Genomic DNA, 23,638 nt, shown 5'->3' with positions numbered 1-23,638 from the left:
TGTGCGGACGCTCAACCACGGTCGTCGCCCCTCTGCAGCTCCTCGCCGACCCGGCTCGCCGTCGCCAGCACCGCCTCGGCCAGCGGTTCCTCCCACGAGGGCTCGAAGCGCTGGTCCGGGACGGTGACGGCGATGTCGCCGAGGACCCGGCCGGGGCCCTCGAAGACCGGCGCGGCGATCCCGACGGCCCCGCCGAGACGCTGGCCCGCCGAGATCGCGTAGCCGCGCTCGCGGATGCGGGCGCACTCCCGCTCCACGGCCTCCTCGGAGGTCAGCGTGGCCGCCGTGACCGACGGCAGCCCATGGCGGTACACCTCGGCCCGCTCGGCCTCGGGCAGGAACGCCAGGATCGCGAGCCCCGTCGCGCCCGCGTGGACGGGGATCCAGCGGTAGACCCCGACGTCGTAGTGCAGGGGATGCGTCGACTGCACGACGTCGACGAACATCATCTCGTGCCGGGTCGGCTCGTAGGCGCCGAACAGCGCGGCCTCCCCGGAGTCGCGCGCCAGCGCCTCGAGGTGCCGGTGGGCGAGGCCCACCGGCGACAGGTTGTCCTGCACCGCGCGACACAGCCGGAAGAGCCCCGCGCCGGGCCGGTAGGCGCCGTCGTCGTCGCGGGCCAGCAGGTCGCGCGTCTCGAACGTCGAGAAGATCCGGTGGATCGTCGCGGGCGACGTGTCGAGCTCGCGGGCGAACTGCCGGACGCTCCACGGCGCGGTGGGCCGGTCGGCGAGCGCGAGCAGCACCGTCAGCGCCTTACCGACGGGATCACGATCCATGGCGGCCCGACCCCACCCGCGCCCCGACCCGCGACCGGTGCTCCTCGAGCACCCGGGCGAAGGCGGCGGCGTTCTCGAGGACGACGATGTGCGGGCCCGCGATCTCGACGTACCGGGCGTCGGGGACGCGCTCCGCGACCGCCCGCATCGCGGCCGGGGGCACGGAGGCGTCGCCGGACGCGGCGACGACGGTGGTGGGGGCGTGGATGCCGCCGAGGGCCTCCCGCAGGTCGTGGGAGGCCATGGCGTCCCAGCACTCCGCGACCACGCGGGGGTCGTCGGTCAGCAGCCGCCGCCGCGCGTAGGCCACCCCGGGATGGTCGGGGGTGGCCAGCGCCTCGGGGCTGAACCACCGCCGCAGCGTCGTGGGCACCGTCGGCGCCATCCCCTCCTCGCGGGTGGTGGCCGCCCGCCCCCGCGAGACCTCCGGATCGGTGGCCATGCCGCCGCAGGCCAGCACGAGGGAACGGACACGGTCCGGGCGGTGCACGGCGAGCTGCTGGGCGAGCATGCTGCCCAGCGAGAGCCCGACGACGTCGACCGGACCGTCGCCGTGCGCGTCCACCAGCGCGGCGAGGTGGTCGACGAGCGCGGCGAGCGTGACCGGCCCGGGCAGGGCCGGTTCCGCACCGTGCCCGGGGAGGTCCGGCACGAGCGCGTCGTGGTCGGCCAGGGCGGCGGTGACGTCGTCCCACACGTGGCCGTCGAGGCCGACGGCGTGGAGGTAGAGGGTGCTCACGCCGGGGTCATCCTCTCCTCGCCGGCGGGCACGGTGACCTCCGGCCGGCCGGCGCGGCGGGCCGCACGGGCGGCCTGACGCGGGCGGATCAGCTTCTCGACCAGCAGGTACGACGCGAACAGCAGCACCGGCCCGGTGAACAGCGGCTGGGTGAGGATCTGGCGCACCACCAGCGGGAACGCGGCGAGGGTCGGCTCGCTGATGAACAGCCCGCCGATCGAGAGCAGGAACGCGGGCCCGAACACGAGGAAGTTGAGCTGGTCCCACCGCACGCGGCTCATCGACTCCAGCCCCGAGGCGGCGATGACACCGAACAGGACGACCGCGGCGGCCGCGATGACGTTGCTCGGGAGGCTGACGAAGATCTCGTCGAACTTCGAGACGAAGCCGCCGACGAGGAGGATCAGCCCGGCCCAGAACGTCACCCACCGGCTGCCGATCCGGCTGGTCCGCACGATGGCGAGGTTGTCCGGGTAGACGGTCGTGGAGAAGGTGCCCAGGACGGCGCCGACGGCCGTGGCGATGCTCTGGCCGAAGATGCCCCAGGCCATCCGCCGACCGCGCAGCGCCACCCCGCCCCACTCCGCGGCGACGTTGTAGAGGGCCAGCGAGTTGGTCACGCCGGTCATCAGCAGGAGGAAGAACAGCACCACGAGCAGCGGGCTCACCGAGAGCCCGAACGGGAACAGGTGCGGGGTGAACACCCACGGGGAGGAGGCGACGCGGGCGAACGAGATCGGGGTGAAGAACGCGTAGACGATCGTGCCGAGCGCGATCCCGCACAGCATCGCCATCGACCGCAACGGCCCGCGGACCAGCGCGAGGATCGCGAAGCTGACGAGCAGGGCGACCGCGCCGCCGACCCAGGCCGCCGGCCCGAAGCCGGGCCGCCCCGGGGTGCCCAGCCAGTTGGTGACGGTGACCGTGGTCAGGCTGGTCATCGCGATGAGCACGACGCCGCCGTAGAGCATCGGGTCGCGGAACGACCGGCCCAGGTAGCCGACGACCGAGATGCCCCGCACCGGCAGGGAGAGCACCACCCAGACCAGCGCCGCGACGAAGAGCGAGCCGAACGCCGCGCCGGGCCCGGCGACCTTCCCCGCGGCGACGAGGCCGGCGAGCGTCGCGGCCCAGGGGCCCAGCACGATCGGGAGCCGCAGCCCCATCACCGCCTGGAGCACGGTACCGAGCCCCGTGACGACGAACGTCGCGCCGTAGAGTGCGGCGATCGCGTCGGGACGCAGTCCCAGGCTGGTGCCGAGCACCGCGGGGAACAGGAACATCCCGACGATGGCGAACACGTTCTGGATCGCCATGACGCCGGTCTGCACCGGACCGACGCGGCCGTCGAAGGGCACCTCGAGCACGGAGGGCGGGACGGTCTCCCCCGCCGGCTCCGTCGGCCCCGTCGGCTCCGTCGCCGTCGCGCCGCCCGGGCCCGGCGGGTCCGCCGCCGGTCCCGGGGTCCGCGTCGGACCGCTGGTGTCGTCGCTGTGCACCATGGCGTCCGCCTCCCGCTCAGATCCCCGCCGTCGCGGCGGTGTCGGTTCGTGCCTCGGTCCGTGCCTCGTTCTGTGCATCGGTCTGTGCATCGGAGATCAGGTCGCCCAGCAGCCCGGGCGAGAGGGGGCAGGTGTCGATCCGGACGCCGTGCGGCCGCAGCGCGTCCTCGACCGCCGAGACGATCACCGCGGGCACCCCGAGCGTCCCGGCCTCGCCGGCGCCCTTGACCCCCAGCGGGTTCAGCGGGCTCGGGGTCTGCTGGTCGTAGAGCCGGATCCGTGGCAGCTCGCGGGCCGACGGGATCGGGTAGTCGAGGAACGACGTGGTGACCGGGACGCCCTCGTCGGTGTAGAGCGACTCCTCGTACAGCGCGTTGCTCAGGCCGTGGGCGACGCCCCCGAGGACCTGGCCCTCCACGAGGAGCGGGTTGATGACGGTGCCGCAGTCGTGGCCGACCACCCAGTCGACGATCTCGACCTCGCCGGTCTCCGCGTCGACCTCGACCACGCAGATCTGGACGCTGCTGGAGTAGCCCGCGCTCGCGGGGTTGAAGTACGCGGTGGCGGTCAGCCCGGCGACCGTGCCGGCCGGCATGGTGACCCCAGGCGCACCGACGTTCGACATCCGCGCCGCCTGCGCGAGGGGCATCGCGACGTCGGTGCCGCGGACCGCCACGGCGCCGTCGCGGATCTCGAGGTCCTCCGGCGAGGCCTCCAGCACCGCGGCCACCGAGCGGAACAGCTTGTCGCGCACCTCCCGGGCCCCGGCGGCGGTGGCCGGCCCGGCCGTGGCCATCACCCGGCTGGCGAACGTCCCCACGCCGTAGGCGATCGTCCCGGTGTCGCCGGTGACGACGTCGACGGTGTCCTGGTCGACGCCCAGGGCGTCGGCGCAGATCTGCGCGTAGGTGGTCTCGAAGCCCTGCCCCTGCGGCGGGGCGCCGAGGACGACGGTCACCCGCCCGGTCGACTCCATGCGGACGGTGGCGCCCTCGAACGGGCCCAGCCCGACGCCCTCCACCGCGACCGAGACGCCGATCCCCCGCAGCGCGCCCTCGCGCCGGCGCTGCGCCTGCCGCTCGCGCTGGCCGGCGTAGTCGATCTCCGCCATGCCCTTCTCGAGCAGGCCCGGGTAGTTGCCGCTGTCGTAGGTCAGCGGGCTCCCGTCGCGGAAGGTCAGCCCGACCGGGTAGGGGAAGGCGTCGGCCGGGATGAGGTTGCGGGCCCGGACCTCGGCGGGGTCGAGGCCGAGGTCGTCGGCGATGCGGTCCATCACCCGCTCCATCACGAACACCCCCTGGGGGCGGCCCGCTCCGCGGACGGCGCTGGAGGGCACCTTGTTCGTGAACCACGAGGTGAACTCGATGTGCAGGGCCGGGATGCGGTAGGGGCCGGGCACGGTGGTCCCGGCGATGAGCGGGACGATCAACGAGCTCGCGTAGGCGCCGGTGTCGTGCTCGAAGACGTCCCGCAGGCCCAGCAGCATCCCGTCGTCGTCGTAGGCGACCTCGACGCGGTGGAGCTGGAGGTGCTCCTGGGTGCAGGACACGAAGTGCTCGTAGCGGTCCTCGACGAACTTCACCGGCCGGTCGAGCAGCTTGGCGAGCCAGGGGACGAGGATCTCCTCGGGGTACTTGCCCGCCTTCGGCCCGAAACCACCGCCGACGTCGGGCGGGGCGATCACCCGGACCCGGTCCTGGGGCACGCCGTAGAGCTCGGCCATGAGCGCCCGCGCCTGGTGCGGGACCTGGGTGGCGTCCCAGACGAGGAACTGGCCCAGGGCGCGGTCGTAGCGTGCGGCGACGGCCCGGCCCTCCATCGAGTGCCCGCCGCCCCGGTTGATCGAGAAGGTCTCGCGCAGCACCCGGGGCGCCCCGGCCAGCGCGGCGTCGACGTCGCCGGTGGTCTGCACGGCGTGCGCCGCCACGTTGTCGCCGAGGTCCTCGTGGATGGGCACCGGGAGGTCGCGGGACACCGACAGGTGCCCGGAGCCCGGCAGCGGCTCGTAGTCGACGGCGACCAGCTCGCACGCGTCCTCGGCCTGGTAGCGGGTCTCCGCGACGACCACGGCCACCAGCTCGCCGACGTAGCGCACCTTGTCCACCGGCAGGGTCCGCTGCTCGTTCGGGCGCAGCGCCGCGTTGGACAGGTGCACCGGCCACGGCTGGTTGATCTCGGCCAGGTCCGCCGCGGTGAAGACCCCGACGACACCGGGCGCGGCCGCCGCCTCGGCGGTGTCGATGCCGAGGATGCGGGCGTGGGGCTGGGTGCTCCGCACCACCGCCATGGACGCCACACCGGGCAGGTCGAGGTCGTCGACGTACTGCCCGCGGCCCCGCAGCAGGCGCAGGTCCTCCCGGCGCTTCGTGCTCTGGCCGATCACGGGGCCACCTCCGCGTCCTCGTCGGAGACGGCCAGCGCCGCGTCGACGAGCTGCTGGTAGCCGGTGCAGCGGCAGATGTGGCCCTGCACCTGGTCGCGCACCCGGCCCTCGTCGGGGTGCGGCTCGTCGCGGAGCAGCGCGGTCAGCGACATGAGGATGCCGGGGGTGCAGAAGCCGCACTGCAGGCCGTGGTGGTCCTGGAAGCTCTGCTGCAGGGGGTTGAGCCGGCCGCCGGGCTCCTCGAGCGACTCCACCGTCTCCACCGACCGCCCCACGAGGGAGACGGTGAACAGCAGGCACGAGCGGGCGGGCTCGCCGTCGACCAGGACGGTGCACGCGCCGCAGACCCCGTGCTCGCAGCCGAGGTGGGTGCCGGTGAGCCGCAGCTGGGTGCGCAACGTGTCCGCCAGCAGGGTGCGGGGTTCGACGGTCACCTGCCGCGGGATGCCGTTGACGGTGAGGTCGATGGTGTGGGTCGTGGTGCTCGTCGTCATGCCGCGCGTCCTTCCGCGTCCGCCAGGGCGGCCTCGACGGCCCGGCGGGCCAGCACGCCCGCGGTCCGCCGCTTGTACCGGGCCGAGACCTTGAGCTCGGGGGTCGGGTCGAGGGAGTCCTGCACCGCCGTCTCCACCTCGGTCAGCCCGCCGGGCAGGCCCGCCGTCAGGAGCTTCTCCGCCGCGGCGACGCGCACCGGGGTGGGGGCGACGGCCGCACACACCACCCGGGCGTCCGTGACCACGCCGGCGTCGTCCAGCGTGACCACGGCCGCGGCGCCGGCGAGCGCGAAGTCGCCGTGCCGGGCGGCCACCTCGGTGAACGCGCACCCGACGCGCCCCGCCGGCACCGGCACCTCGACGGCGACCAGGAGCTCGTCGCTCTCGAGGGTGGTCGTGAAGTGCGACGCGAAGAACTCGCCGGCGGGGATGCGGCGCTCGCCCCGGGCGCTGGCCGCGACGACGGTCGCGTCGAGGGCGAGGACGCAGCCGGGGAGCTCCGCGGACGGGTCGGCGTGCGAGAGGCTCCCGCCGAGGGTGCCCATCGAGCGGATCTGCGGGTGGCCGATGAAGGGCGCCGCGGCCGCCAGGAGCGGGGCGGCTCCGGCCACCAGCGGCGAGCGCTCCAGCTCGCGGTGGCGGGTGAGGGCGCCGAGGCGCAGCACCCCGCCCCTCTGGGCGGACAGCGTGAGCTCGGTCAGTCCGTTGACGTCGACGACGTGGGCCGGCACGGCCAGCCGGAAGTTCATCAGCGGGACGAGGCTCTGCCCGCCCGCCAGGATCTTCGCCTCCTCCCCGAGCTCGGCGAGCAGGTCCAGCGCCTCCCCGACCGTCTCCGGCCGGTGGTACGCGAACGCCGGTGGCTTCACACGTGCCTCCCGAGGGCGGGCGGAGCGTCGCGCCGCGCCCGGTCGTCCTGGTGGATGGCGGACACCGCCGAGAGCGGTGTTCCGTCGAGCGAAACACCTGTTTCGCTGACGCAACCGATGCTCGTCCGCCGTTGTGACCCGTGTCAAGCACGGAATCCCCACGTCCACGCCGGCGGCGTGGTGTCCTTGACCGATTCCCGACCCCGGCCTAGCGTTCCTTGAGCCGAACAGGTGAGCCGCTGGGCGGGACACCCAGTCCGGGATCCGATGACGTGGACGGGGCTCCATGACCGCCAGCAAGGCCCGCGACCCGGTCGGCCGCGCGCTCGACCTGCTCTCCTGGCTGGCCGAGCACGGCGGCGGACGCGCGCTCGGCGTGCGGGAGATCGCGCGGTCGACAGGACTGCCCCCGAGCAGCGTGCACCGGCTCCTGCAGACCTTCGAGGAGCGGGCGCTGGTCCGGCGCGACGAGCACGGGGCCTATCGCGGCGGCCTCGAGCTCGTACGCCTCGGCCGGCTGGCCGGGCGGTTCTCCGTCGGCTCCACGGCGCGCCCGGTGCTCGAGCGACTCGCCGCCGAGGTCGACGAGACCTCGATGCTGGGGATCTACGACCCGACACGCGGCGAGGTCATGGTGACCGACGCCGTCCAGACGACGCACCCGGTGCGCTACGTCGTCGAGCTCGACACGTGGCGCCCGCTCGTCGCCGGCGCGGTCGGGCTCGGCATCCTCGCCTTCCTCGACGCCGAGGAACGCGCGCGGCTCCTCGCGGCCACCGAACTGCGCGCCGTCACGCCGGGCACGCTGACGACCGTCGACGCGATCGAGGGGTTCTGCGCCCGGGCGCGCGAGCAGGGGTACGCGCTGACCCACGGGCAACGGACGCCGGGCGCGGTGGGCATGGCGGTCCCCGTCCACGACGCCGACGGGCGCGTCGCCGGCGACCTCTGCCTGACCATGCCCGACAACCGGTTCCGCGAGGCCGACGAGCACCGCTACGCCAAGGCACTCCGCTCGGCCGCCGAGGACCTGTCAGGGCTGCTCACCTCGGCCGGCTACCGCCTCGGCGGACCGGCCGGGGAGCGCTGATGGCGGCGTCCCGCCCCCGGCTGACCCGCGAGGACCTCGATGAAGCGCAGCGCCGCCTCTACGACGCCGTCGTCTCCGGGCCGCGCGCCGCCTCCGGCGCGCTCGCCGGACCCGACGGGTCGCTGCGGGGCCCCTTCGACGCCATGCTCCTCGCGCCCGCCGTCGGGACCCCGCTGCAGGAGCTCGGCGCGGCGCTGCGCTACCGCGGCGTGCTCCCGGCGCGCCGGCGCGAGATCGCCACGTTGACGGTCGCCCACCGCTGCGACAGCGCCTACGAATGGCGGACCCACAGCGGCCACGGCCGGGCCGCCGGGCTGACCCAGGAGGAGATCGACTCCCTGCGCACCCCGAGCCCCCGCCTCGCCGACGCGGCGGACCGGGTCGTCGTCCGGGCCGCGCACGCCCTGCTCGACGAGGGCGCGCTGCCCGACGACGTGGCGGACGACGCGACGCGCCTGCTCGGCACCGACCAGCTCTTCGAGCTCGTGGTCCTGGTCGGCTACTACCGGCTGCTGGCGGGCGTGCTCGCGGTGTTCGGCTGGGCCGACTGACCCCCGACGCGCGGCCGGAACGTCGCGAGCGCGTGGTCCAGGCGGTCCGCCGGGTCGACCGTGCGCACCTCGCGCAGGTAGCGCTTGCAGCGTGCGAGCAGTTCCCCCGGTGAGCCCAGCAGTCCCTCGACGAGGGCCTCGGTCGAGGCGGCGAGGAGGTCCTCGGGCACGATCCGAGAGACCATGCCCCAGCGCTCCGCCTCCTCGGCCGACACGCGCCGCCCGGTGACGACCAGGTCGAGGGCCCGCTTCGGACCGACGTAGTCCTCGAGGTAGGACATCACGAACGACGGTGCCCGCCCGTGGTGGATCTCGTCGAACCCCAGCAGGGCGGTGTCGGCGACCAGCGAGAGGTCGCACTGGACCACCACCCCGCACCCGAAGCCGAGCGCGCGCCCCTGCGCCGCACAGACCGTCACCCCCCGGAAACCGGTGAGGAGCCGGTTCGCCTCCACGATGAGGCCGATGTTGTCCATCGGGGTCGTGCCCGGGGGCAGCACCTCGTGCTGGTCGCGCCCCACCGAGAAGTCCGGGCCCTCCGCGGTGAGGACCAGGAGATCGGCCCCGTCGGCGCCCGCCCGGGCCAGTGCGTCGGCGAACTCGCGCATCATCGTGCTGGTGATGCGGTTGGCCTCCTCGGGCCGGGTGAACCGGATCCGCGCGACCCGCTGCTCGACCTCGTAGCGCACGAGCTGCCCCGTCATCGACTACCGCCTCTCCTCGTCGTCGTCCTCACGTGTCCCGCAGCCCCCACCCCCGGGTCTCCGGGCCGATCCAGATGGTGAAGAGCCCGATCCCGAACGCGAGCGAGACCAGGAGGCCCGCCGCGGGGTACGAGCCGAGCGTGCCCACCAGCAGCCCGGTGGCCAGGGTGCCGACGCCGGTGATGATGCGGGCGAAGTTGAAGCACAGCCCCTGTCCGGTCGCCCGGACCTCGGTCGGGAAGAGCTCTGGCAGGTAGACCGCGAACACCCCGAAGCCGCCCAGCATGAAGAAGCCCGCGATCGGCGCGACGACGAGCACGGCCGTGACGGAGTGCACCAGCGTGAACATGGCGATCGCCGTGACGAGGGAGCCGAGGGCGAACACGAAGTAGGACCAGCGGCGCCCCACCGCGTCGGTCATCCAGATCAGCAGGACGTACCCGAGCGCGGCGCCGCCGTTGAGCAGCATCGCGAAGTAGCTCGCGTAGTGACTGGCCGACGCGGCCGCGCCCGGGCCGAGGAGCTCGACGATCCAGGACGGGCCGAACGTCGTGGCGGCGAAGGAGCCGACCATGAGGAACATCGCGCTGAGCAGGCCGCCGAGGGTGCGGCGCCGCAGGTCGGGCTCGAACAGCCGGCGCAAGCTGCCCAGTGCCCGGGTCCTGGCCCGCGTCGTCCGGACCCAGCGCTCGGGCTCCTTGACGAACAGTCGCAGGACGATGACGACGACGGCGGGCACCGCGCACCAGACGAGCACCCAGCGCCAGTTCGCCCCGACCCAGAGGTTGACCAGAGCGGCGAAGAAGTAGCCGACGGAGAACGCCAGCTGCATGACGATCATGAGGCGGGAGCGGAGCCGCTCGGGCAGGCTCTCGGCCAGGAGCGCCGCGCCCGCCGACCACTCACCGCCGATCCCCAGGCCGGCGAGTCCCTGGCAGACGGCCAGCTGACCCCAGTTCTGGGCGGCGGCGCTCAGGCCGGTGAACACCGCGTAGATCACGATCGTGACGAGCATGATCCGGGCCCGGCCGAAGCGGTCGGTGAGGACCCCGAAGAACGTCCCGCCGATGCCCCAGGCCACGAGCTTGATCGCGACGATCAGCCCGCCGGCGCCCGCGATGACGGTCCGGGACTGCGTGTGCAGCAGCTCCGACATGCTGGGCGTGAGGATCAGGTTGAAGACGTTCAGCGCGATCGAGTCGAACATCCAGGCGAGGAACGCCGAGGCGAGGACCAGCCACAGGTAGCCGGTCATGCGGTCCGGGACGGGCCGCGGGGCGTCGGCGACCGTGGTGACGGGTGGTGTGCGTTGTTCCTCGGCGGTCATGTCGGCTCCCTCGCCGTCCGCACCTGTTCCGTTCTACGAAACAGTTGTTCCCTTGTGAGGACAGACGGTAGGTGTCACGCGGATCACGCGTCAAGGGAGCCGGAGCGGTCGGGCGGTCGCGAGGGTCCCACCCGGGAGCGCCCAATCTGGTCGCGCGAGGGATGATCGCGCGGTGGTGACGCAGGAGGTGAGCGGTCTCGCCGTGATGGACCGGCTCGTGAGCGACGGGACCCCCCTCGCCCCGGTCGACGCCGCGACGCACGCCGAGCTCGTCGCCGTCGAGCACGGCGGCTGCACCGCCCGGATGCCGACGCTGCGCGGCGACGGCCTGCTCGAGTCCCTGCTCGTGCTCACCGACTTCGCGCTCGGGCTGTCCTACTTCAGCACCCTGCCGGCCAGCGACCACGTCGCGACCCTGCGCCTGGGGGTCGCCCTGCTCGGCCGGCCCTCGTCCGGGGAGGACCTCGTCGCCACCGCCCGGGTCGACCAGGCCTCACCGGCCGTCGGGCTGAGCTCGGCGATGGTCACCGACCGGCAGGGCCGGCCGGTCGCGCGCTGCGTCGGGAGACATGCCGGGCTGCGGGCCGACGCGGTGCAGGTCCGCCCCCGACGCACCCCGACCCGCACCACCCGCCCGATCCCGTGGCGCCTGCTGATGCCCCACCGCGGTGAGCCGCCGTCGCACGGCGGCACGTCGCTGCTCGCCCGGCCCGACTCGACGTCGTTGAACTCGGCCGGCTTCGTCCAGGGTGGAGCGCTGGCGGGCCTGGCGGCGCGCGGGCTCTCCTACGCCTTCGACATGGTCCCCGAGGACTTCGCGATCAGCTTCGTCCGCCCGGTGACCCGGGTCGACGAGCCCCTCCTGTGCCGCATCGCCGTCGACCACGACGGCCGGCGCCACCGCGTCGGGCGCGCCGAGCTGGTGGACGAGCACGGTCGGCTGTGCTGCAGCGCCACCGCGTCGACGTTCCGCTGACCGTTCAGGCCCGTCAGACCCCATGGGGCCGCGCCCGGGCCCGCGCGAGCGCGACGAACGTGGTCGCCGCCGGGCCGAGGGAGTCGTCGTGCCGGAGCACGAGGTAGAGGCAGCGGGTGAGGGGGTCGCCGTCGAGCCGCACCTCGCGGACGTCGTCGCGCCCGTGGCGCCCGAGGGCCCACGAGCTGACGACGCCGACCCCGTCCCCCGCGGCCACCGCCTCGATGAGCCCCTCGTTGGAGTCGCGGACCGTCCACTCCTGGTCGGTGATCAACGGGGTGCCCCGCGCGGCGAGGGCGTCGGTGAAGGAGCGCCGGGTGCCGGAGCCCTCCTCGCGCTCGACCAGCGGCGTCGCGGCCAGCTGGTCGACGGTCACGGGGCCCGGTCCGTCGAGCGCGTGCCCGCGGGGTACCGCGAGGACGATCTCGTCGGCGGCGACGACCTCGGCGTCGAGGTCGTCGCCGTCGGGCTCCGCCCCCGAGAACCCGACCTCGGCGCTCCCGTCGCGCAGGGCGGCGAAGACCGCCGCCGAGTCGGCGACGACGGTGTCGACCGACAGCTCCGGGTGCTCGACGGTGAACGCCTCGACGAGGTCGGGCAGCAGGAACTCGCCGGGGATGCTGCTCGCCACCACCGCCACGGCGGTGGCCGAGGCGTACGACGTGGCGTCGGGCCGGGTCATGCGGTCCCTCCTAGGGATCGGGACGAGGATCGGATCGTCGGGAACGGGTCGGTCAACGGCCGGCGACGCGGTGGGCGCCCTGCTGGGCGGCCGCGGTGCCGCGGGAGGCGCCGACGCCGAACAGGTAGGTGCCGGCGGCGACGAGGACACCGACGACACGGCCGCAGACGCGGACCGGGTTGAGCGCGTGGGCGAGGTGGTCGAGCGGCGCGGCGGCCGCCTCGGTGTAGTCGTGGACCCGGCGGCCGAGGTCGTCGGCCGCGTCCTCGGCCTCGTCACCGATCCGCGCGCCGACGCCGGCGAGCCGGTCGGCCCCGGCCGCGACGTCCTCCCCGACCTCGCGCACCGCGTCGGCGTCGTCGGTCCCGCCCACCGCGTGGACGGCCTCGGGGGTGTGGCCGGTGCGCTCGGCGAGGGCGGTGGAGGCGTTCTCGAGCGTGGCCGGCACGTCGGTGTCACCCACCGCCTCGTGGGCCCGGTCGGCCCCGCCGACCGTCTCGGACTCCGGGGCCTGGCCGACCTGCTCGGCGGCGAGGACCTCGGCGGCGTCGGTGACACCCTCGTCGTCGTCGCCGACCACGGCCTCCACCGCCTCGACGGCGCCCTCGACACCGGCGCTCTCCGCGATCTCGGCGGCGGTGCGGCTGATGTCGGCGGTCCCGGCGTCGACGTGGTGGGTCTCGACGACCTGACCCTCGGCGTCGTGCACGACGACCTGCCCACCGCCCTGGTCGGCCACGATGTTCACCGCGCGCTCCACCGCCTCGACCTCGGTGGCGGTCCGCGCCGTGACGTGGTCGTCGGCGGCGGCCGTGACGGCCCAGCCCTCGTCGGTGGGCTTCACGTGGCGGTCGGACATCGGGGGCTCCCTCGCCGGTCGGGGTGGAACGGAGGGGGCTGCCCGTCCCGGGCGCCGGTTCCACGTCCGTCTCCGCCCGGATTCGGTGGTGCGGGACACGGCGCCCCGCACCCGGCGCCGGATGACCGGCGCGCCCGCTTGCCCCGCGATCGGCTCGCCCTACCGTGTGACGCTTGTGACCGGTGGGACGGGTGAGACGCGACGGGGAGTCATCGAGCGGCGGTCGGACCGGCCCCGACGGCGCGTGGGGTCCACCCGCTCCGGAGTGCGGGTACTGCTCGGGGTGACCGTCGCCGTCGTCCTCACCGTGGGGCTGGGCGCAGCATCGGCCGGCGTCGCCGCACCCCCGGCGCGGGCCGGCACGGGGTCGGCGCCGGCCCGGCCCCGGGTGACCCCCACCGTGCTGACCACCACCCGCGCCCCGGGGAAGGTCGTCGCGCTGACCTTCGACGACGGCCCGACGGCGCGCTACACCCCGCAGATCCTCGCGCTGCTCGCGCGCAACCACGTCACGGCGACGTTCTGCGAGATCGGCCAGCAGGCCCGCGCCCAACCGGCGCTCGTCCGCCGCGTCGTCGCCGGCGGGCACCGTCTCTGCGACCACACCATCACCCACGACCCGACCGTCGGGACCCACACGCCGGCGGTGATCGACCAGCAGCTCCGGGCGAGCCGCGACGTCCTGGCCACCGCGGGGAAGACCGACGTCGACTACTTCCGCGCCCCCGACGGCAACTGGACCCCGAACCTCGTGCGCCTCTCCGCCCGGGACGGGATGCAGCCCCTCGGCTGGACGGTCGACCCGCGCGACTGGAGCCGCCCCGGGACCGCGGCCATCGTCCGCACCGTCGCGACCCACGTGCGTCCCGGGTCGGTCATCCTCCTCCACGACGGCGGCGGCCCCCGGGACCAGACCGTGCAGGCGGTCGCACAACTGATCCCGTGGCTGCGCGCGCAGGGGTACTCCTTCGTCCTCCCCGGCTGAGTGCTGGACTGCCCCGGTGAGGGCAATCGACGTCGCGGCCGCGGGGGCGGCGGCCGTGTGGGCGTACCTGGTGGCGGGGCACGGGGGCTTCTGGCGCTTCGGCAGCCGGCTCCCCGCCCACCCCCGGGAACCGAGCGCGTGGCCGCCGGTGGCCGTGGTCGTGCCCGCCCGCGACGAGGCGGCGGTGCTCCCCCGCACGCTGCCGACGCTGCTCGCCCAGGACTACCCCGGCCGGCTCGGGGTGTGGCTCGTCGACGACGGCAGCACCGACGGCACCACGACGACGGCGCGGGCGGTCGCGGACGGGTGCGCCGCCCGGGTCCCGCTGCACCTGCTCGCCGCGCCGCCGCCCCCGCCCGGCTGGGCCGGCAAGGTCCACGCCCTGCACCACGGCCTCCGGGCGCCGGGGCACGACGACGGCGGGTGGGTGCTGTTCACCGACGCCGACATCGCCCACCACCCGGGCTCGCTGCGCCGTCTGGTGGCCCACGCCCTGGCCGACCGGCGCGAGCTGGTGTCGGTGATGGCCCGGCTGCGCACCGAGACGGCCTGGGAGCGGGCGCTCGTGCCGGCGTTCGTCTACTTCTTCGCCCAGCTCTACCCGTTCCCGCGCGTGGCGCGGCCGTCGTCGCGGACCGCCGCGGCCGCGGGCGGGTGCGTGCTGGTGGCCCGCGACGCCCTCGAGCGCGCCGGCGGCCCGGCGGCCGTCCGGGGAGCCTTGATCGACGACGTCGCCCTCGGCCGGCTGGTCAAGCGGGCCGGGGCACGGACCTGGCTCGGGGTGGCCGGTCCCGACCCCGAGGTGCGCAGCGTCCGGGCCTACCCCGACCTCCGCTCCCTCTGGGACATGGTCGCCCGCAGCGCCTACGTGCAGCTGCGCCGCTCGCCGGCGCTGCTCGCGGGCACCGTCGTCGGGCTCGGTCTGGTCTACCTCGTCCCGCCGGCCGCCGCGGTCGCCGGGCTGGCCGGGCGTCGGCCCCGGCCGGCGCTGCTCGGGCTCGGCGCGTGGACGGCCATGGCGGTGACGCAGGGCCCCGTCCTGCGGCTCTACGGGCTCTCCCGCTGGCGCGGCGTCGCGCTGCCCGCGGTCGCCGCGCTCTACGCCGCCATGACCGTCGACTCCGCGCGGCGCCACCACCTCGGGCGCGGCACGCCGTGGAAGGACCGCACGGCACCGTCGTGAACACCGTCCGGCGGGGACGATGGAGGCATGCGCATCGCAGTGATCGGGCTCGGCGGCATGGGCAGCGCCCTGGCCGAGCGGCTGCTCGACGAGGGCCACGAGCTCGAGGTCTGGAACCGCTCGACGGAGCGCTCGGCGCCGTTCGCGCCGCGTGCGCGGGTGCTCGGGGACCCGGACGCGGTGGGGGCGGACGTCGTCGTCCTCAGCCTCGCCGACGACGCGAGCGTCACGGCGGTCGCGCGACCCGACGGTCGGCCGCGCGCGGCCTGGACCGACCGCCTCGTCGTCAACACCGCCACCGTGGCGCCGGCGACCGAGGCCGAGCTCGCCGAGGCCTACGGCGACCGCTTCGTGGCCGCGCCGATCCTCGGGGCGCCGCAGGCGGTGCGGACCGGGCAGGCGCGGTGGATGGTCGGAGGGCCCGACGACGCCCGCGAGGCGCTGACCCCGCTGTGGGCGGCGTTCGCGACGACGACGGTCGCGGGCACGGCCCCCGAGCGGGCGGCGGTACTCAAGCTGCTGAGCAACCAGATGCTCCTCGCCGGGCTCGCCGTGGTGGCGGAGACCGTTCGCCTCGGACGGGCGGCGGGCGTCGGGGACGACGCGCTCACCGACCTGCTGCACGGGTCACCCATGCTCCCGCCGGGACTGCTCAACCGGGTCGACGGCCTGGTCGACCCGGAGCACGCCGGCTGGTTCGCCACCCCGCTCGGCGCGAAGGACCTCACGCACGCGCTCGGGCTCGCCGCCGACGGCGCCCCGTTCCCGGTCACGGCGGGGGCGCGCGACGCCTACCGCCGCGTCGCGGACGAGGGTTGGGCCGACGCCGACGTCACCGCGGTCGTCGAGCTGGGGCGCCGTCCCTAGATTGTCGGCGGGAGAGGTCTCAGCTGGAGGGGTCGAGGAACAGGGCGGTCATCGTGGTCTCCCCGACGGGCCCGCCCGACATCGGGTGGCCGATCACCAGCTCGGCGCCGGTCACCAGGAGCAGGGCGAGCAGGAAGACACCGAGCGCGGTCAGGACGATGCGCGGCACGCCCGGCCCGGGCCGTCGCTGCGGTGCGGGGTGTCGCGGCCGGGCCTCGTTGGTCACGGATCGATAACGAGCCACCCGGACGGGTGATACGCCGACCTCACGCCGGGACGAAGGCGACGTTGCGCTGATCGGGCACGGCCGGGGCCCAGGCGTGCGACATCACCCGGGTCTGGTGGCCCGCCTGCACCTGCAGCACGCCGCCGCCGTGCCGGAAGACGTGGGTGGCGGCGGTGATGGCCACCCAGCCGGCGAGGAACAGGCCCAGCCGCTCGACGTCGAGCCGGAAGACGGCGCAGCCGTCGTCGATGGCCGCCGCGACGACCGCGCGGACCGTGCTGCTGTTCAGCGCCCCGGCGTAGCCGCCCAGCCGCAGGCCGTGGCCCACCGCCCAGGACACCGGCGGCGCGTCGCGCTCGTCGACGACGAGCGCGTGGCCGTTCGCGACGAGCTCGTGGGCGACCCGCCGGAGCCGCGGCGACAGGTCCTCCCGCACGAGCACCAACGTGTCGGCGGAGCGGTCGGCGGCGTCGGCCCGTACCCGACCGTCCGGCAGGAGCCGACCCGCGCCGAGGAGCCGGCGCGCCGCCTCCCGCGGGACGACGGCGAGGTCACGACTCGTGATCATCGCCGTGCCGGCCCTCGTCGGCGCGGCTGCCCCGCCGCACGCCTGCCCTGCTGCATGACCGTCCCGCTCCGATCGCGATGTCCCCGACGCCGACCGGTCGCGCACGGCACCGGGCGCTCGCTCCCCGGCACGCTTTTCCCCGACTGCGCGGCGAACGGCTACGGTAGCCAATCCGCGCACCGGACGCGATGGTCACGAGGCAGTCATCCGCCGCCGACCGTCCGACGTTGCCCACCACCCGGCCGAGGCGGAGACTGAGCCGCGGCGCCGGCCGGGCTCGACCCCGCGGCCGAGGTCGGCGACGCTCCTCGAACGGGTCGGGAGGGGTGCGATCGTGCAGCCCGGCGATCCGCCGCCGTCCGCTCCGGGCGCGCGGCCGGACGGGACCGCCCATGGCGACCCGATGCGCGGCATCGAGTCGGCCCTGGAGGAGCTCGGCGATGCGCTGCGCGAGGCCCAGCGCTCGCTGGACGTGCTCGACGTCGACGGGGCGGCGACCACGGCCCTGGCGGGCAGCGCCGCGGGTGCCGAGGAGAACCGGGCGATCCGGCTCGCCTACGCGCAGCTGGCCGCCCACGGCGCCCGCGAACTGCGCGAGGAGCTCACCCAGGTGCGGGCGCGGGCGGCCGCGATGGCGCGCCGGGCGCGCGAGCTGCGGGCCCGGCCCCCGGACCGCACGCCCTCGACGTCGTCGGCGCCGGAGTCAGGAGCAGAGGAGTCCGTGCGGCCCGACGCGGACGGGGACGACACCCTGACCTCGACCGAGCAGGTCGTCGAACGGGCCGTCGCGTTCGTCGTGGCCCACGCCGCGGAGGACATCGGCGTCGAGGACATCGGTGCCGCGGCCGGCGTGGGGGCCCGCCGGCTGCAGGAGGTGTTCCGGACGGAGCGCGACACCACCCCCACCCGCTTCCTGCGCGGCGTGCGGCTCGAACGCGCCCACGCCGACCTGGCCGCCACCGACCCGGCGGAGGGAGGGACGGTGGCCGAGGTCGCGGCCCGGTGGGGGTTCGCGCACCCCGGCCGGTTCGCCGGCCTGTACCGCCGGGTCTTCGGCTGCCACCCCCGCTACACCCTGGACACCCCGCCCCCGCGGGGGACCGACTGACGCGGACGTCACCGGCGCCGGGAGCCACGTCGGGACGTTCGGCCCTGGTCGCGATCACGTCCGCCGGGCGACGGTGCTCGCCGGCAGACGCCGTCGAGGACCCGAGGATCCATGCCTTCCGCCACCCCCACCGTCACCGACGAGTCCGTGGTCTCCGCGATCGAGCGGCTCACCACCGAGTTCGCCGGTCGCTCCCCCGCCCCGATCGAACCCGTGGTCACCGCCTGCCGTCGGGACCTGGCCGGCGCGCCGCCCGGCGCGCTCCCCGAGCTCGTCGAGCGTCTCGCGCGGCAGCGCCTCCTCGAGCGCCGGGACGCCTCCCGGCGCTGAGGGGCTCAGCGGTCCAGTGTGCGTGCGGGGCTCTCCCCGTAGGCCTGCCGGTAGGCCACGGAGAACCGCCCGCGGTGGGTGAAGCCCCAGCGGGCGGCGATCGCGGCGACGGTGTCCCCCTGCGTCGGGTCACCGTCGTGCAGGTCGTTCCGGACCCGGTGCAGGCGGACCTCGCGCAGGTACTCCAGCGGGGTCTGGTCGCGGTGGCGGCGGAAGGCGAGCTGCAGCGCCCGCGGCCCGACGTGGGCGGCGTTCGCGATGTCGCTGAGGGTGACCGGCTCGTGGGCGTGGGCGTCGACGAACGCGATCGCGCGGCGGACCGGCGTGGGGCCGGCGGGGCCGGCCGGGACGCGCGTCGGATCGGTCGCCGCGTCCAGGGCGGTGTTGGGGAAGACGGCGAGCGCGGCGAGCGCCACCGCCTGGATCGTCTGGGCCCGGACCAGCGGGTGGCCGAGGAGCTCGTCGTCGAGCAGCACGCCGTGGGCGATGTCGCGCAGGGTCGACGCCCAGTGGCGGGCCACCCGGTCCGAGACCGGCGTGGTGCCGTGGAAGCGCATCGCCTCGGGGGCGACCCCCGTCGTCTCCGCCGCCACGCGGGCCAGTGCCGAGACGTCGAGCCGCACGACGCGGACGGCGAGGTCGAGCGAACGGGTGTGGTACTCGCGCTCGTGGGAGAGCAGGTACAGCCCGCCGGGTCCGAACCCGGTCGTGTCGACGCCGTCGTCGAGCTGGAGCCGACCGGCGACCACCTGCCCGATCACGAGGCGCTCGTCGGGCGGGGCGTAGGTGCTCGCCACCTCCGAGCCGTGATAGAGCCGGTCCAGCCCGAGCGTCCCGGTCGGGCCGGTGACGACGCCGAGGTCGACCGAGGCGACGTCGAGGACGTAGCGCCGGCCACTGCCGAGCAGCCGGGACCGGTGGTCGCCGTACAGATCGGTGAGGACGTCCTGGGCGCGGCCGAAGTCCGTCGTCGTCGCCGACCGCCGCGCCACGGGCACCGGGGGCCCCGGCTCGAGGAACGCCGCTCGTGTCACCCCGACACCCCCTCGGCGTCGACGGAGAGCGGTAAGCGGGACAGCGTCCCACCGGGAAGCGTCCCGGGCAACGGTCGTCGGTCCCCGGACGGACGAGCGGCCGTACGCCGACGGTGAGCCCACCGTGATGTCGTCCCGTCCTGCGTTCCCCGGCGTGGCCGCGACCCGGTCCCGGGGCGGCGACGTCACCCGGGCGTCCCGACGTCGACGGCCGGGCGCGTCATGACGACGTCCTCGAAGACCATCGTCACCTCCCCCGGTCGCGGTCCGTGTCCACCACGGTGCGCCGAGCCGGGCGCGACCGACAGGGCCCGAGGTCACCCCGGATTCGGGACGGTGGGCGCTCGTCGGACGGGCGGCCCCGCGGCTCACGCGGCCGGGGTGTCCAGGTGCTGCTCCACCGCCAGGACGGCCAGCTGGATCCGGCTGCTCATGCCGAACTTGGTGAGCAGTTCCGAGACGTAGTTCTTGACCGTCTTCTCGGCCAGGAACATCCGCGCGCCGATCTCGCGGTTCGTCAGCCCCTGCCCGACGTAGGCCAGCACGTCCCGTTCCCGGAGCGTCACCGAGGCGAGCGGGTCGGGCGGCCGGGACTCCTCGCGGACCATCCGTGCCATCAGCGCCGCCGCGGCCCGGCCGTCGAGCAGCGACCGCCCGACCGCCGCATCGCGCACCGCCTGCACGATCTCCTCGCCGCGGGCGTCCTTGATCAGGAACCCCCGCGCGCCCGCCAGCACCGCGTCGAACATGACCTGCTCGTCGGTGATCGCGGTGAACACCACGCAGTGCAGTCCCGGGACCCGGGCCACCAGGTCGGCGCACAGCTCGGCGCCGGTCCCGTCGGGCAGGCGCGCCTCGAGGACGACGACGGTCGGTGCCAGGGTCGGGAGCCGGGCGCGGGCGGCGGCGACGCCCTCGGCCTCGCCGACGACGCGGATGTCGTCATGCTCGGCGAAGATCCGTCGGAGTCCACGCCGGATCACCTCGTGACCGTCGACCAGGAAGACGGTGATCACCGTGGACACCCCCGCTGCGGTGTGGCGACACGGACCGTCGAGTGTCCGGCCGCGGGTCGCGGGGCGGGCACCGTCCGAACGGCCCAACCCGGTGCACGGCGGCGGCGGCCCGACCGAGATCCTTCGCATCCCGACCCGCCGGTTCGCTCGCCGCGCCCGTCGAGGACGCCACCGGGCGGGACCCGACCGGCCCGGGTCCCTCGGCCTCGGGGATCAGGTCGCGTGGCTCTCGTGCTCGTCGCCCTCGGTCCGGCCCTCCTGCGGCGCGCGGACGACGAGGACGCTGCAGTGGGCGTGCACCACCGTGCTCAGACCCACCGAGCCGATGAGGCGGCTGGCGACGGCGCCACGGCCGCGGTGCCCGACGACGAGCAGGGCGGCGTCGGCAGAGAGCCGCTCGAGCACGACCGGGGCCGGGCCGGACGCGGCCACCAGCTCGACCGTGGGGGTCGAGGCGCCCCGCGCGGCGCGCGCGGCGAGCACCTCCCCGATCTGCCGCGTCGCGAGGCCGACCGCCGCGGCCTGCATGTCCTGCGCGGAAGGGACCAGCGGGTAGGGCGTCACCCACACCTCGGGAGCCGTCCAGGCCACCACGGCGGCGAGCGGCAGGCCGCGCCGCGCGGCCTCGTCGCACGCGGCCTCGACGGCGGCGCGGCTGCCGTCGGAGCCGTCGATGCCGACGACGACCCCGCCCGGCGTGGGCCGGTGGACGACCCGGGGAGCCGGCAGCGAGGCGGTCGGGGCTCCGGTGTTCCCGGTGGTGTCGGTGGTCATGGGTCGGCTCCTCGGGGTCGTGCTCGGGGCGGGTCTCGCGAGGATCAGGGGGTCCGCAGGCCGTGGGTGACGTAGACGGCGAGCACGTCGTCCCACGTCGGCTGCAGGCCGGGGCCGGCGCCGTTCCCCATCGCGAGCGCGGGGTGGGGCCACCACTCCGCGAGGGTGTCGGCGAGGTTCCGCAGGTGGGCGGCGTCCGCCGCGGCGTCCTCGGCGAAGACCCCGTCGACCCGCTCGAGGAGACCGGCGAGCCCCCGCAGGACGGCCGCCGCCTCGTGCAGGGTGGTCGCCGAGAGGTAGCGGTCCTGCGGCTGTGGAGACGTCACCAGCGACTCCTCGTGGATCCTCCCGGCGGGGTCGGTGGATCACACAACCTTCCTGACGGTCGAGCGGGCAGGGCCGTTCGGGCCGTCCTGGTCGACAAGTGACCCTGGGCGCCGGGCCGGTTTCGGTGACCGGGAGTCAGGCGTGCGACGTCGGCCGTGACGCCGACAGCAAGGGGCACGTCGGGCAGGTTCCGCGGGTCGGTTTCCTGCCTGACGTGCCCGTGATCATGGGCCGCGGGCGTTCACCGGCGCCGGGGAGTGATCAGGTCCAGACTGGGTGTCATGCCCGACCAGCCGTCGACGCCGGCGCCGCCCGCGGGGACCGAGCCGACCCCGGTGCGCCACGGCTCGACCTCCCGCGGCCCCCGGGAGCACCCGTCGGCGCTGGGCAAGGGCGCCGCCGGCCTCGCGCTCGGGGCGCTCGGGGTGGTGTTCGGCGACATCGGCACGAGCCCGCTCTACGCGATGCAGACGGTGTTCTCGATCGACGACCACGCGGTGAGCCCGACACCGGGCGACGTCTACGGCGTCGTCTCCCTGATCTTCTGGTCGGTCACGCTGATCGTCTCGGTCAAGTACGTGACGTTCATGCTGCGCGCCGACAACGACGGCGAGGGCGGGGTGATGGCCCTGGCCGCGCTCGTCCGCCGCACCGTCCGGGGCCGGCGGCTGCCGGCGTTCGCGCTCGCCCTCGGGGTGCTGGGGGCGGCGCTGTTCTACGGCGACTCGCTCATCACGCCCGCCATCTCGGTGCTGTCCGCCGTCGAGGGCCTGACCGTCGCGCAGCCCGAGCTCAGCGAGGCGGTGCTGCCGATCGGTGCGGTGATCCTCACGCTGCTCTTCGTCGTCCAGCGCTTCGGCACGCACCTCGTCGGGCGGCTCTTCGGGCCCGTGATGCTCCTGTGGTTCCTCACGCTCGCCGTGCTGGGGCTGCCGCACCTCATCGCCCACCCGGAGGTGCTGGCGGGGCTGTCCCCCACCTACATCGGGTCGTTCGTCGTCGACCACCCCTACACCGCGTTCCTCGCGATGGGTGCCGTGGTGCTCTCGATCACCGGCGCCGAGGCCCTCTACGCGGACATGGGCCACTTCGGGCGCCGCCCGATCCGGCTGTCCTGGTTCGCGCTGGTGTTCCCCGCGCTGATCATCGACTACCTGGGGCAGGCGGCGCTGATCCTCCACGACCCGCGCGCGGTGTCGAGCCCCTTCTACCTGATGGCTCCCGGGTGGGCGCAGCTGCCGCTGGTCGTCCTGGCGACCGCGGCGACGGTCATCGCGTCGCAGGCCGTGATCTCCGGGGCGTTCTCGGTCTCGCAGCAGGCGATGCGCCTCGGCTACCTGCCGCGGCTGACCGTCAAGCACACCTCGCAGCGCGAGAGCGGGCAGGTCTACGTCCCGGCCGTGAACTGGCTGCTCTTCGGCGGCGTGCTCGTGCTCCTCGCGACCTTCCGCTCGTCGTCGAGCCTGGCGACCGCGTACGGCCTCGCGGTCACCGGCACCCTGCTGCTGTCGACCACGCTCTTCCTGGTGTACGCCGCGATGGCGTGGCACTGGGCGACGTGGAAGCTCGTCCTCACCGGGGTGGTGATCGGCGGGACCGAGCTCGTCTACTTCGCCGCCAACCTCACCAAGATCGTCAGCGGCGGCTGGCTGCCGCTGCTCGTCGCCGCGTTCGTCATCACGGTGATGACGACCTGGCAGCGGGGGCGCCGGCTGGTGACGAGCCGGCGAACCGCCCTGGAGGGCTCGCTGCGCGACTTCGTCGACTCGCTGCCGGAGGGGACGGTCCGCGTCCCGGGCACGGCGGTGTTCCCCCACCCCACCGACGAGACCGCGCCTCTCGCGCTGCGGGCCAACGTCGAGTTCAACCACGTGCTGCACGAGCAGAACGTGATCGTCTCGCTGGTGCCGACCACGGTCCCCCACGTGCCGCGGGAGCAGCGCCTGACGGTCGACGACCTCGGGCACCGCGACGACGGCATCGTGCACATCAGCGCCCGCTTCGGCTTCCAGGACCCGCAGGACCTGCCCGACGTCCTGCGCCAGGCCCGCGAGCTCTCCCCCGAGCTGAGCGAGCGCACCGACCCCGAGACGGCCTCCTACTACCTCTCGCGCATCACCATCGAGCGCGGCGACGGACCGGGCATGAGCGCGTGGCGCAAACGGCTGTTCGTGGGGCTGGCCCACAACGCGGCCTCGCCCTCGATGTCCTTCAAGCTGCCGATCCACCGGACCGTGGTGATGGGCTCCCGGCTGGAGCTCTGAG

At 75.0% G+C, this 23,638-nt stretch carries 25 protein-coding genes; 9 read left to right on the top strand and 16 right to left on the bottom strand.

The window, feature by feature from the left end; genetic code table 11:
* Positions 1 to 11: 11 nt before the first annotated feature.
* The 6 genes from HH311_RS06850 to HH311_RS06825 are packed head-to-tail and all read right to left on the bottom strand — an operon-like array spanning position 12 to position 6,766.
* Positions 12 to 779: an IclR family transcriptional regulator gene (locus tag HH311_RS06850; protein ID WP_169182876.1), complete on the bottom strand. Its 768-nt coding sequence runs from the start codon at positions 777 to 779 to the stop codon at positions 12 to 14.
* Positions 769 to 1,518 carry an alpha/beta fold hydrolase gene (locus tag HH311_RS06845; protein WP_169182875.1) on the bottom strand — a complete coding sequence of 250 codons (750 nt, stop codon included), beginning with the start codon at positions 1,516 to 1,518 and terminating at the stop codon, positions 769 to 771. Before HH311_RS06845 ends, HH311_RS06850 begins: the two co-directional genes overlap by 11 nt.
* Positions 1,515 to 3,020 carry a uracil-xanthine permease family protein gene (locus HH311_RS06840; RefSeq protein WP_169182874.1) on the bottom strand — a complete coding sequence of 502 codons (1,506 nt, stop codon included), beginning with the start codon at positions 3,018 to 3,020 and terminating at the stop codon, positions 1,515 to 1,517. Before HH311_RS06840 ends, HH311_RS06845 begins: the two co-directional genes overlap by 4 nt.
* Positions 3,021 to 3,036: 16 nt before the next feature.
* A complete protein-coding gene (locus HH311_RS06835; protein WP_211189765.1) occupies positions 3,037 to 5,403 on the bottom strand; it encodes a xanthine dehydrogenase family protein molybdopterin-binding subunit in 2,367 nt (788 codons plus the stop codon).
* The gene (locus HH311_RS06830) at positions 5,400 to 5,897 is read right to left on the bottom strand and encodes a (2Fe-2S)-binding protein (RefSeq protein WP_169182873.1); all 498 of its coding nucleotides are present in this window, start codon (positions 5,895 to 5,897) and stop codon (positions 5,400 to 5,402) included. The genes HH311_RS06835 and HH311_RS06830 overlap by 4 nt, the downstream gene beginning before the upstream one ends.
* Positions 5,894 to 6,766, bottom strand: coding sequence for a xanthine dehydrogenase family protein subunit M (locus HH311_RS06825; RefSeq protein WP_169182872.1), 873 nt, complete (start codon positions 6,764 to 6,766; stop codon positions 5,894 to 5,896). The genes HH311_RS06830 and HH311_RS06825 overlap by 4 nt, the downstream gene beginning before the upstream one ends.
* 286 nt (positions 6,767 to 7,052) lie before the next feature.
* Here HH311_RS06825 and HH311_RS06820 point away from each other — a divergent pair, with 286 nt between their 5' ends.
* Entirely contained in the window at positions 7,053 to 7,856 is an 804-nt protein-coding gene (locus tag HH311_RS06820) for an IclR family transcriptional regulator (RefSeq protein WP_169182871.1), read from the top strand.
* On the top strand, positions 7,856 to 8,407 hold the full coding sequence (locus tag HH311_RS06815; RefSeq protein WP_169182870.1) for a carboxymuconolactone decarboxylase family protein: 552 nt from the start codon (positions 7,856 to 7,858) through the stop codon (positions 8,405 to 8,407). The genes HH311_RS06820 and HH311_RS06815 overlap by 1 nt, the downstream gene beginning before the upstream one ends.
* Here HH311_RS06815 and HH311_RS06810 read toward each other — a convergent pair.
* Both HH311_RS06810 and HH311_RS06805 read right to left on the bottom strand, forming a co-directional pair.
* A complete protein-coding gene (locus HH311_RS06810) occupies positions 8,359 to 9,111 on the bottom strand; it encodes an enoyl-CoA hydratase/isomerase family protein (protein WP_169182869.1) in 753 nt (250 codons plus the stop codon). The two genes, HH311_RS06815 and HH311_RS06810, sit on opposite strands and share 49 nt — an antisense overlap.
* 28 nt (positions 9,112 to 9,139) lie before the next feature.
* Complete coding sequence (locus tag HH311_RS06805) at positions 9,140 to 10,438, bottom strand: MFS transporter (protein ID WP_169182868.1); 1,299 nt, start codon at positions 10,436 to 10,438, stop codon at positions 9,140 to 9,142.
* 217 nt (positions 10,439 to 10,655) lie between these two features.
* Between HH311_RS06805 and HH311_RS06800 the strand changes: the two genes are divergently transcribed.
* Positions 10,656 to 11,414: a PaaI family thioesterase gene (locus HH311_RS06800; RefSeq protein WP_169182867.1), complete on the top strand. Its 759-nt coding sequence runs from the start codon at positions 10,656 to 10,658 to the stop codon at positions 11,412 to 11,414.
* 13 nt (positions 11,415 to 11,427) lie between these two features.
* On the opposite strand, the gene HH311_RS06795 is transcribed toward HH311_RS06800, so the two are convergent.
* Positions 11,428 to 12,096 (bottom strand): LysR substrate-binding domain-containing protein, encoded by a 669-nt coding sequence (locus HH311_RS06795; RefSeq protein WP_169182866.1) that lies wholly within the window; start codon positions 12,094 to 12,096, stop codon positions 11,428 to 11,430.
* Positions 12,097 to 12,148: 52 nt separating this feature from the next.
* Complete coding sequence (locus tag HH311_RS06790; RefSeq protein ID WP_169182865.1) at positions 12,149 to 12,955, bottom strand: DUF2188 domain-containing protein; 807 nt, start codon at positions 12,953 to 12,955, stop codon at positions 12,149 to 12,151.
* Between the two features lie 265 nt (positions 12,956 to 13,220).
* On the opposite strand from HH311_RS06790, the gene HH311_RS06785 reads away from it, so the two are divergent.
* From HH311_RS06785 to HH311_RS06775, 3 genes are read left to right on the top strand one after another with little or no spacing between them, the layout of a single operon-like run.
* On the top strand, positions 13,221 to 13,940 hold the full coding sequence (locus HH311_RS06785; protein ID WP_169182864.1) for a polysaccharide deacetylase family protein: 720 nt from the start codon (positions 13,221 to 13,223) through the stop codon (positions 13,938 to 13,940).
* Between the two features lie 16 nt (positions 13,941 to 13,956).
* Positions 13,957 to 15,123 carry a glycosyltransferase gene (locus HH311_RS06780; RefSeq protein ID WP_169182863.1) on the top strand — a complete coding sequence of 389 codons (1,167 nt, stop codon included), beginning with the start codon at positions 13,957 to 13,959 and terminating at the stop codon, positions 15,121 to 15,123.
* Between the two features lie 27 nt (positions 15,124 to 15,150).
* A complete protein-coding gene (locus tag HH311_RS06775) occupies positions 15,151 to 15,990 on the top strand; it encodes an NAD(P)-dependent oxidoreductase (protein WP_169182862.1) in 840 nt (279 codons plus the stop codon).
* 19 nt (positions 15,991 to 16,009) lie between these two features.
* Here the strand turns inward: HH311_RS06775 and HH311_RS06770 are convergent, their stop codons facing one another.
* Complete coding sequence (locus tag HH311_RS06770; RefSeq protein ID WP_169182861.1) at positions 16,010 to 16,216, bottom strand: hypothetical protein; 207 nt, start codon at positions 16,214 to 16,216, stop codon at positions 16,010 to 16,012.
* 40 nt (positions 16,217 to 16,256) lie between these two features.
* Positions 16,257 to 16,784, bottom strand: coding sequence for a hypothetical protein (locus tag HH311_RS06765; protein ID WP_169182860.1), 528 nt, complete (start codon positions 16,782 to 16,784; stop codon positions 16,257 to 16,259).
* A 334-nt stretch (positions 16,785 to 17,118) separates the two neighbouring features.
* Between HH311_RS06765 and HH311_RS33165 the strand changes: the two genes are divergently transcribed.
* On the top strand, positions 17,119 to 17,892 hold the full coding sequence (locus HH311_RS33165; protein ID WP_169182859.1) for a helix-turn-helix transcriptional regulator: 774 nt from the start codon (positions 17,119 to 17,121) through the stop codon (positions 17,890 to 17,892).
* Between the two features lie 111 nt (positions 17,893 to 18,003).
* Positions 18,004 to 18,222: a three-helix bundle dimerization domain-containing protein gene (locus HH311_RS06755; protein ID WP_169182858.1), complete on the top strand. Its 219-nt coding sequence runs from the start codon at positions 18,004 to 18,006 to the stop codon at positions 18,220 to 18,222.
* A 5-nt stretch (positions 18,223 to 18,227) separates the two neighbouring features.
* Here HH311_RS06755 and HH311_RS33160 read toward each other — a convergent pair whose 3' ends face one another.
* The 4 genes from HH311_RS33160 to HH311_RS06735 all read right to left on the bottom strand — a co-directional run bounded on the left by HH311_RS33160 (position 18,228) and on the right by HH311_RS06735 (position 21,372).
* Complete coding sequence (locus HH311_RS33160; RefSeq protein WP_169182857.1) at positions 18,228 to 19,256, bottom strand: helix-turn-helix transcriptional regulator; 1,029 nt, start codon at positions 19,254 to 19,256, stop codon at positions 18,228 to 18,230.
* Between the two features lie 368 nt (positions 19,257 to 19,624).
* Positions 19,625 to 20,272: a response regulator transcription factor gene (locus HH311_RS06745; RefSeq protein ID WP_169182856.1), complete on the bottom strand. Its 648-nt coding sequence runs from the start codon at positions 20,270 to 20,272 to the stop codon at positions 19,625 to 19,627.
* Positions 20,273 to 20,485: 213 nt separating this feature from the next.
* Positions 20,486 to 21,046, bottom strand: a complete 561-nt coding sequence (locus HH311_RS06740; protein ID WP_169182855.1) for a universal stress protein — start codon at positions 21,044 to 21,046, stop codon at positions 20,486 to 20,488.
* Positions 21,047 to 21,090: 44 nt separating this feature from the next.
* Positions 21,091 to 21,372, bottom strand: a complete 282-nt coding sequence (locus tag HH311_RS06735; protein ID WP_169182854.1) for a hypothetical protein — start codon at positions 21,370 to 21,372, stop codon at positions 21,091 to 21,093.
* Positions 21,373 to 21,654: 282 nt separating this feature from the next.
* Between HH311_RS06735 and HH311_RS06730 the strand changes: the two genes are divergently transcribed.
* Entirely contained in the window at positions 21,655 to 23,637 is a 1,983-nt protein-coding gene (locus HH311_RS06730) for a potassium transporter Kup (RefSeq protein ID WP_169182853.1), read from the top strand.
* Position 23,638 lies beyond the last annotated feature (1 nt).

This window comes from Actinomycetospora sp. TBRC 11914, assembly GCF_012933465.1.
Lineage (GTDB): Bacteria > Actinomycetota > Actinomycetes > Mycobacteriales > Pseudonocardiaceae > Actinomycetospora.
The sequence above is the reverse complement of the archived record's forward strand: the minus strand, read 5'-3'. Positions and strand labels throughout refer to the sequence as shown.